Origin of the sequence: Methylobacterium sp. WL116 (assembly GCF_008039455.1) — a bacterium.
Taxonomy (GTDB): Bacteria; Pseudomonadota; Alphaproteobacteria; order Rhizobiales; family Beijerinckiaceae; genus Methylobacterium.
Map to the genome: position 1 here is coordinate 1 of NZ_VRUV01000230.1, position 7,098 is coordinate 7,098.

General features: G+C 68.7%; 7 protein-coding genes. 1 reads left to right on the forward strand and 6 read right to left on the reverse strand.

Annotated features, from left to right (window positions below; all coding sequences use genetic code 11):
- From FV223_RS16310 to FV223_RS16330, 5 genes are all read right to left on the reverse strand, one after another.
- The coding region (locus FV223_RS16310) for a chorismate-binding protein (protein WP_187276158.1) at positions 1–970 on the reverse strand (970 nt) is incomplete at its 3' end.
- 5 nt (positions 971–975) lie between these two features.
- Complete coding sequence (locus FV223_RS16315; protein WP_147728019.1) at positions 976–2,874, reverse strand: peptidylprolyl isomerase; 1,899 nt, start codon at positions 2,872–2,874, stop codon at positions 976–978.
- Between the two features lie 125 nt (positions 2,875–2,999).
- Positions 3,000–4,466 carry a pilus assembly protein TadG-related protein gene (locus FV223_RS16320; protein ID WP_147728020.1) on the reverse strand — a complete coding sequence of 489 codons (1,467 nt, stop codon included), beginning with the start codon at positions 4,464–4,466 and terminating at the stop codon, positions 3,000–3,002.
- Positions 4,451–5,164, reverse strand: a complete 714-nt coding sequence (locus tag FV223_RS16325) for a TadE/TadG family type IV pilus assembly protein (RefSeq protein ID WP_147728021.1) — start codon at positions 5,162–5,164, stop codon at positions 4,451–4,453. Before FV223_RS16325 ends, FV223_RS16320 begins: the two co-directional genes overlap by 16 nt.
- Entirely contained in the window at positions 5,164–5,700 is a 537-nt protein-coding gene (locus FV223_RS16330) for a TadE/TadG family type IV pilus assembly protein (RefSeq protein WP_147728022.1), read from the reverse strand. The genes FV223_RS16325 and FV223_RS16330 overlap by 1 nt, the downstream gene beginning before the upstream one ends.
- Positions 5,701–5,978: 278 nt before the next feature.
- On the opposite strand from FV223_RS16330, the gene tpiA reads away from it, so the two are divergent.
- Positions 5,979–6,740, forward strand: a complete 762-nt coding sequence (gene tpiA / locus FV223_RS16335) for a triose-phosphate isomerase (protein WP_147728023.1) — start codon at positions 5,979–5,981, stop codon at positions 6,738–6,740.
- 15 nt (positions 6,741–6,755) lie between these two features.
- Here tpiA and FV223_RS16340 read toward each other — a convergent pair.
- On the reverse strand, positions 6,756–7,098 hold a 343-nt coding region (locus FV223_RS16340; protein ID WP_147728024.1), incomplete at its 5' end, for a nuclear transport factor 2 family protein.

Sequence of the window (7,098 nt, forward strand, 5' to 3'; positions counted from 1 at the left end):
CCGGCGTCGCGCCGCGGCGGCGGGTGCCGGCGATCGGCCGGATCGTGACCTTGCCGTCGCGCACCCGCACGAGGATCTCGGGCGACGAGCAGACGACCTGGAACTCGCAGAAGTCGAGGTAGCACAGGAACGGCGCCGGGTTCGTGCGCCGCAGCGAGCGGTAGAGCGCGATCGCCGGCAGGGTGAACGGCGCCTCGAAGCGCTGCGACAGCACCACCTGGAACACGTCGCCGGCGGCGATGTATTCCTTCGCCTTGGCCACCATCGCGAGATAGGCCTCCGGCGAGGTGTTCGAGACCGGCTCGGGCCTCGCGACCGCGGCGAGGTCGACCCGCGCCTCGATCGGCAGCGGGCCTTCCAGCGCCTCGGCGATCCGGTCGAGGCGCGCCAGCGCCGCCTCGTAGGCGGCCTTCGTCGTCACCCCGGCCGCCGGGCGCACCGGGCAGACCACGGTGATCAGGTCGCGCACGGAATCGAACACCACCATCACCCGCGGGCGCACGAGGATGGCGTCGGGCACGTTCAGCGGGTCGGGATTGGGCTCGGGCAGCCGTTCCATGGCACGGACCATGTCGTAGCCGAGATAGCCGAACAGGCCGGCCGCCATCGGCGGAAGCTCGGAGCCCTCGCCCTCCACGATCGCGCTCTCGGCGATCAGCGCGCGCAGCGACTCGAGCGGCGCGCGCGCGTCGGCGACGAAGGCGGAGAGGTCGTCGCGGGCGAGTGCGGCGCGGCCGTCGCGGCAACGCCAGGCGAGGTCGGGATCGAGGCCGATCATCGAGTAGCGCCCGCGCACCACGCCGCCCTCGACCGATTCGAGCAGGAAGGCCGGGCCGGAATGGCGGCTGCGCAGCTTGAGGAACGCGGCGACCGGCGTCTCGAGGTCGGCCACCAGCGTCAGGTCGAGGAGGACCGGGCGACCGGCCTCGTAGGCCGCCGCGTAGGCGGCGTAGTCGGACGCGTCCGCCATCGGCCCTAGTACTCGCCGCCGATCGCGCGCCGCAGCGCCGCCTGGTTGACGCTGACGCCGGCGTTCTTCTGCACCTCGGCGATGTATTCGCCGAGCACGTCGTCGGCCAGCGCGGTGCGGAAGTTGCCCTCGATCGTCTTGTCCGCCGGGCTGCCGGCGACGAAGGCCGGCATCGTCGCGGCCTCGACCTTGTAGACCGCGCGCGCCTCGCCGGACGCGGCCGAGCCGGCCTTGCCGACGGCGGTCGCGAAGATGCGGTTGACCACGTCGACCGTCAGCGCGTCCTTGGCCTGGTTGCGGGCCAGATCGTCGCCCTCTTGCGGGTTGACGCCGATCTCGGTGCCGAGCGCCGCGAGGGTCTCGCCCTTGTCGAGCCGCTCGGCCAGAGCCTTGCCCTTGGCCTGCAGCAGGCGCGACACCTCGGCCTCGCGCCAGCCTGCGGCGACCGCGTCGCGGACCTCGTCGAGGGGCTTGTCGTGCGCCGCGTCGATCTTGGTCACGTCGTACCAGACGTAGCCGCCGGCCTTGGTCCGCAGCGGCTCGTTGTCGCCGCCGATCTCGGCGCGCAGCAGCGCCGGCAGCGTCGTCTCGGAATCGGGGATGCCGGCCACCGTCCGGCCCGCCGGATCCTTGCCCTGCGCGTCGACGCCCGCGATCGTCACGATCGGCAGGTCGCGCTCTTTGGCGATGTCGGCGAGCGGCTTGGCGCCGGCGCGCTGGTCCTCGATCGCGTCGTGGATCTTGTCGACGCCGTCGCGGGCCCGCGCCAGCGCGATCTGCCTGCGGATCTCCGGCTCGACCTCGGCCAGCGTCTTCACCGTCGCCGGCTCGATCGCGGTGACGTGGAGGAGCACCGTGCCGAAGCGGCCCTTCACCGGCTGGCTGGTGCCGTCCTTGTCGAGGCCGAAGGCGGCATCGGCCACGGCCGGATCGAACAGCTCGGCCCGCGTCAGCGTCCCCAGGGTCAGGTCCTTGCCGTCGGTGCCGCGCTCCTCCGCCACCGCGGCGAAGCTCTTGCCGTCGGCGATCGCCTTGCGTGCCGCCTCGGCGGCCGCGGCATCGGGGAACACGATCTGCTGGATCGTGCGCTTCTCGGGCGCGCCGAAGCGCGCCTTCTCCTGGTCGTAGGCCTTCTGCACCTCCTCGGCCGAGACGGCGTCGGGCTTGGCCATCGCCGCCGGGTCGAGCACCAGCAGGGTCGCGGCGCGGTATTCCGGGGCACGGTAGGCCGAGCGGTTTCCCTCGTAATAGGCCTTCAGCGCGTCCTCGCTCGGCGCCGCGACCTCGCCGGCGGCCGAGGGCGGCAGCATCAGGTAGGCGGCCTTGCGCCGCTCGGTGGCGTACCGATGCACCGCCAGGCGCATCGCCTCCGGCACGTGCAGGTCGGCGGAGACCGCCTCGGCGAGCTGCAGCCGCGCGATGACGGCGCGCTGCTCGCGCACGAACATCGCCTCGTTCAGGCCGGCGCGCTGGAGGGTCTGGTAGAACAGCGCCGACTCGAACTGGCCTTGCGCGTTCTGGAAGCTCTTCTCGTCGTGGATCGCCCGGATCACCGAGGCGTCGGGCACCGCGAGGCCGAGATCGGAGGTCTTCTGGTCGAGCGACGCCTCGGTCACAAGCTGGGACAGCACCTGCCGGTCGACGCCGAGCGCCCGCGCCTGATCCGGGGTCAGCGTGCGCCGCATCTGCGTCTGGTAGCGCTGGAGCTGGTTCTGGTAGGCGGTGCGGACGGCCTCGGCCGTGATCGGCGTCTTGCCGACGGTGGCCACCGCGGTCGACGAGCCGCCGCGGAAGAACTCCTCGACGCCGAAGACCGCGACGCCCGCGATCAGGAACGTGAAGATCACCGTCAGCACGATCTTGCCGAGCCAGTGCTGGCTCGCGTTGCGGATGTTCTGCAGCATTCTCTTAGCTTACGCGCGCTCGGATCGCCGGAGGCATCCGGCCCTGTCGGGCGCCGCGAGGCGCCGTCCTTCGATCCGCCCGCGATAGCCTAGTCCGCACCGGCAGGCAAAGGCCGCCGCCGAGCCTACTGCGTCAGGCGGGTCATCTTCACGGCGCGGTCGAGCATCGCGCTCAGCGAAGCGTTGATTTCGTCCGCCGAACTGGCCGTGAAGAAGAAGCCCGGCGAGGCGCAGCTCTTGAGCGGGGTCGAGAGCGTCGGGCTGAATTGGTTGACCTGATTGTTCTCCCAAGCCGTATAGGTTCCGTCGTTGGTTGAGTTGATCGTAATATAGGGGATGTAGAGGACTGAGATTGTCGCGCCGGCGTTCTTCAGCGCTGTGCAATTGGACGGGTCCATTTGGGCGGGGCTGGAACCGTCCCACCACGCGTTGGCATAGCCGTTGAACTTCGATGGGTTTCCAGGATACGTGTACTTTCCGTTCTTCCAAAGATAGTAGTGTTGACCGTTCTGCATGCCGTCCGTGATGAGAAACACGAACGGCTTCGGGTTGCTGGTGGACGAGCCATCACCGTAAGCCGAGATGGTCGACTTCATCTGAGGCAGGGCGACCTCGAAATGCGTCCCGCCGCTCCCCGTGCCGGTGCTCGGATCGCCGTTGACGGAGAGCTGGGTGGTGTTGGTATCGAGAAGATTGGTGAACGCCATTGGCGGTTGCTTCGTGCATTCGGCCGCCGTGTTCGCCGTGGCAAGGTTGCTGGAGAGCGGAGAAAGCGTCGCCAACTGATTGATGAACGGATAGATGCCGACCCGGTACTGGTTCGGGACGATCATTTGGCTCGTGGCACGCTGAAGCAGCGAGCAAACGGCATTGTTGACAGAATCCGAACGCAATTGAATCGGTTTCGGTTTGTGATTGACTGCCAGGTTCCACCCGTTGGCTCCGGGCCAGTGGCAAGCGAACATGCATCCCTGTTTGGAATCGGTGAGCGTCGATTCGACGTTCATGCTGGCGAGCAGGTTCATGTCGCTCGCCGAGGTCGGCAGCCCCATCGATCCCGACACGTCCACCATCACGTAGAAGTCGAGGTAGCTTGCGAGGTCGGTCGACGCGGTCACCGTATTGGCGAGGGGGGTCGTCGGCGTGCGGAAGATCCGGCCGAAGGTGTTCGTCACGGTGGCGGTGTAGGCGACCGTCGACGTCAGGGATTGGCCGTCCGGGGCCAGCTGCGGCGTCTGCAGCGTGTAGGTGGTGAACGGCACCTTCCCCGCGTTGACGTTGAAGACGTTGGTGGCCTGGGTGATGCCCGCAGCGATCGCCTTGGCGGTGAGGTTGGGCTGGCCCTGGTTGGCGGCGATGTAGGCCTTGGCCGTCGCCACGGCCGCGACCGCGGCCGCGTCCGCCGCGCCGTCGAGCTTCGTCTTGTTGGTGATCGCGACGCCGTAATCGACCCCGAGCCCGATGAGCCCGACCAGCGGGATGAGGCTGAGGCCGAAGATCATCGCGACGTTGCCACCCCGTGCCTCCGCAAAGCTCGGACGCGAGATGGCGTGCCGGTCTGCCCGGCGAAGGCGGTTCAGTAGCCAGAACATTTCGTGGCGATCCCGTCGCTGTTCGCGGTGTCGTAGTTCACGAGGGTGGCGTAGCGCGGCTGGACGTAGACCGAGCGGGCGATCTGGCTGCCTGAAAAGAACTTGGCGCCGAAGGTCGGCTTGAAGGTGAATGCCACGTCGATGACGATGATCGAGCCGGGACCGTAGACCGAGCGCGGCAAGGTTCCGACGTTCGGCGCGGCGGTATTGTCGGCGGGCAGCAAAGGCGTCCCGCAGGAGCGCTGGGTGCTGCCGGACGTGCCCGTGCTCGTCCACACGACGTTGGCCGTGTAGCAGGCGCTCATGTCGGCCGGGTCGTTGCAGGCGGTCGACTTCTGCGTGAAGGCGACGCTGGCGTACTTGATGGTGATGTCGTTCGACCAAAGCACGTTCTGCCGGGCCGCATCCTTCATGACGTAGGGGAACAGCACGAGCGCCGAATCGAAGCTGAAGTGAAGGTCGGTCGCGTTGACCGTGGCGATCGTGGCCCCCGGCGGCGGCGGCACCTGTGAGATCATCTGGCTGATCGAGTGCGCGACGAGCTCGACCTTGCGCGTCGCGTTCACATACGTGACCAACTGGATGCCGCCGAGCATCAGCGCGAGCAGCACCGGCAGGACGAGCGCGAACTCGACCGCCGACAGCCCGCGCCGGTCGTCGCGGAAGCGTTGCGTGAGGGATGGCCGACGGGGTGCCATCAAAACTTCTCGTTGCGGAATGCCGCCGTCGAGATCGCCAGGTAGCTCGTGGAGCCGTCGGTGCCGAGCATGGATGCGAAGACGCTCGGCAGGACCGAAATCGGGTAGATGACCTGCAGGTACTGATAGTCTCCAGCATTGCCGAGATCGTACTGGCCCGATCCGCTCGTCTGGGACGGCACCAGGAGGCCGCTGACGTCCGGCTTGACGAAGGCGTAGTAGCCGCTCTTCGCGCCAAAGGTCGGCTGCACTTTGTAGAGGTTCACCACGACGTTCCCGCACGACATCACGGCCGGCAGCCTGCTGCAGAGCGCGGTCTTGAACGTCGCCTGATCGATGCCATTGATCTTGGCTTTGCCGATCATCACCTGCCGCGCGGCCTGACTCGTCGCGTAATCGAGCCGCTGGTTGACGAACATCACCAGGGCGACGGCCATGACGAAGGCGATCGTCAACAGCAGCATCGGCGCGACGAGGGCGAATTCGACCGCCGTCGCTCCGCCTCTCGCCTGAAGGAATGTCCGTGGACCGCGCATGCGCCGTGATCGCATGTCAGGAATTAAGGCCGATCTAACATAAGGTAGCCGTTTTCGGCCTATCGCCCCTCCGCCTCGCCGGCATCCCCCGCGCGGGTGTCCTCGGTTCTTTCGATCCATCGCGTCTCGGCATGCCGCCCGTCCCCGGAGCGGGGGCCGGGTGATCTTCGTCGCGGATCGTCTCCCGGCGCGGCCGATCCGGTTTGCGCCCTCATGCGGGCTCTGGTAGCCCCGGCCCACGCGTGCGCCGGCAGGCGTTTGGGACGGCAGGGACATCGATGATGCGTTCGGGACGGCGGCCCCTGGTTGCGGGCAACTGGAAGATGAACGGCACCCGGGCCTCGATCCCCGTGGTCGACGCGGTGCGGACCGGCCTGTCCCCGGCGCTCGCCGAGACGATCGACCTGCTGATCTGCCCGCCCTCGACGCTGATCTCGGCCTGCGTCGCCGCGACCTACGATTCGTCGATCGCCATCGGCGGCCAGAACCTCCATGCCAAGCCGAGCGGCGCCTTCACCGGCTCGATTTCCGCCGAGATGCTGGCCGACCTCGGCGCGCGCTACGTCATCGTCGGACATTCCGAGCGCCGGGCCTACCATCACGAGACCGACGACGGCGTCCACGCCAAGGCCCTGGGCGCCCGGCGCGCCGGCCTGTGCGGCATCATCTGCGTCGGCGAGACCATGGAGGAGCGCGAGCAGGGCCGGGCCCTCGACATCGTCCGGGCGCAGCTCGCCATCGGCACGCCGAAGGGCGCGACCGGCGCCGACACCGTGATCGCCTACGAGCCGGTCTGGGCGATCGGCTCGGGCCGCACGCCGACGGCGCGCGAGATCGCCGAGGTCCACGCCTCCCTGCGCGAGATGCTCGACAAGCTCGTCGGCGAGGAGGCGGCCAAGATCCGCATCCTCTACGGCGGCTCGGTCAAGCCCGGCAACGCGCGCGAGCTGCTCTCGGTGGAGAACGTCGACGGCGCGCTCGTCGGCGGCGCCAGCCTCGTCGCCGAGGATTTTCTGGGAATCTGCGCCGCCTACGCCTGAGCGATCCGCGCCCGCTCAGATCTTGTAGGCCTGCCGGGCGAGCAGCCGCCAGCGGCCGCCGTCCCGGTGCCAGACCTGCATCACGCCGATGCGCACCGGCGCGGTCTTGCCGCCGGAGGTCGCCTCGCCGCTGAACACGTGCCGGGCGATGGCGTCCTCGCCGACGACCGAGACCGAGCGGTCCGACAGGACGATGCTTGGGAAGGCGGAGCGCCCGCTCGTCAGCGCGTCGACGAAGGCCGCCTTGCCCTGCACGGCGCCGCTCGAATGACCGTAGCTCAGGCCGTCGAGCACCAGCGCGTCGAGGGTGGCCGCGTCCGGCGCGAGCAAGGCCGCGCCGGGAGACGATCCGCGACGA